The sequence below is a fragment of the Gilliamella sp. B3464 genome (genome assembly GCF_026536145.1).
Classification (GTDB): domain Bacteria; phylum Pseudomonadota; class Gammaproteobacteria; order Enterobacterales; family Orbaceae; genus Gilliamella.
Genome location: NZ_JAFNOQ010000030.1, coordinates 1 through 1,386, shown reverse-complemented (window position 1 = coordinate 1,386; position 1,386 = coordinate 1). Strand labels below are relative to the sequence as shown.

The following is a 1,386-nucleotide window of genomic DNA, read 5'->3' as shown; positions in this document are numbered from 1 at the left end:
AATTTCACTCACTAACCGGGTTTGGTCTATTTTGCTTTGTTCTTTTTCTTTATCAAAGATATGCTTAAGTTCATTACTGGCATGCCAATGGTGCTGACGCCAACACTGCTGCTGACTTTATAATCCGCTTTGTTTTCGATATGATTTTGATTAGTAGATTGTTGAAAAAGCGAGTAACTAAAGCCACCGGACGGATTTCAGCTTAAGTTTGACGCGGTCAAGCAGATGACTGCTGACGAGCAGAAGTCAGTTAAAGAGATTTTAGACGCCATGATTTTAAAGCATCAGGCTAAGCAGTTGATTGGTTGATTAAAACCGGGCGACTAAAGAAGAGAAGTTACACAAGACAGTAAATAATAGCGCAGGTTAACGGTGTACCACCACCGCTAACCTGCTAACCACAACTAACTTACACGGAGTTAACTATGGCTAAGAGATATTCTACGCTAAAATCAACCACAGACAAAGCAACAGCTCCACAACCCACTGAGCGATTTTATACCGTCGGTTACGTGCCACAAGGTACAAAACCCAACCCCAACCCACAGCTGGCAGGCGGCTTGAGCAATTCGGCTTTTATGTAGGGAGCCCTGTGGTCATTAAAGTTGAGCACAATAAGCTAATTATTGAACTTGTGTTCCAGTTGTAAAAAACAACAAGTGAGATCCCCACTGATTAGGTGGGGATCATTATCGTTATGATATTTTTGTCATTATATTTTTAATGATGGGTTCAACAGATAGTTCTAACTTATCGCTATCTATCGTATAACGGTTTAATTCAATTTGATTTTCTGCATCAAAAAGTAATTCCCTTAACCATTTCTCTTCTAATGCTAGAATTTGGTGTTCAGCCTCATAAATGCTAGATTGTATTTCTTCTACCCCTATTTCTTTGTTCAAAAAAGAATCACATTTTTTTTTCAATTTATCAACAACATCAGGATATATCCAATTCATCACTTTTCACTCCGTCTTAAAATGGTCACAATAATTTTACCGTTACTTTCTGTAACAACACCTACATCACCACTCCAATGCACAGTCCTCTCTACACCATTAACTATAGAACTCGTTTTTGTTCCATTCTGTATAGTGTGCTCTACGATGCCAGGAGAAATATTACGACCAGCGCCAACAGTACCGGCTGGAGATCCTAATCCTGAAGGTTGCATCCTATCAACTGCATGTTGTGAATATAATCTGTCGCCAATCTGGGCATATTGTTTACCGTCAATAGTCGTTTTTTTGTAGTTTTGCCAAGAATTCCATTCTAAAGAATTCCCAGTCGTTCCCTTTCCAGCACCACTATTTCTTACAACCGTAGTTTCAACCGTCGTTCCATGGCTGGCAGCCTGATTCATGAGTTGATTACCTGTGGCGATAT

General features: G+C 39.6%; 1 protein-coding gene and 1 pseudogene. Both read right to left on the bottom strand.

Annotated features, from left to right (window positions below; translation table 11 throughout):
• Positions 1-695: 695 nt before the first annotated feature.
• Positions 696-959 (bottom strand): hypothetical protein, encoded by a 264-nt coding sequence (locus J3U57_RS12640; RefSeq protein WP_267344996.1) that lies wholly within the window; start codon positions 957-959, stop codon positions 696-698.
• Positions 959-1,386: pseudogene (locus J3U57_RS12635) on the bottom strand (adhesin); the annotation flags it as partial. The gene J3U57_RS12640 and the pseudogene J3U57_RS12635, both read right to left, overlap by 1 nt.

What these genes read in the sequence shown, in the direction of transcription:
- J3U57_RS12640 (WP_267344996.1), bottom strand. Translation starts at nt 959, where the DNA reads ATGAATTGGATATATCCTGATGTTGTTGATAAATTGAAAAAAAAATGT.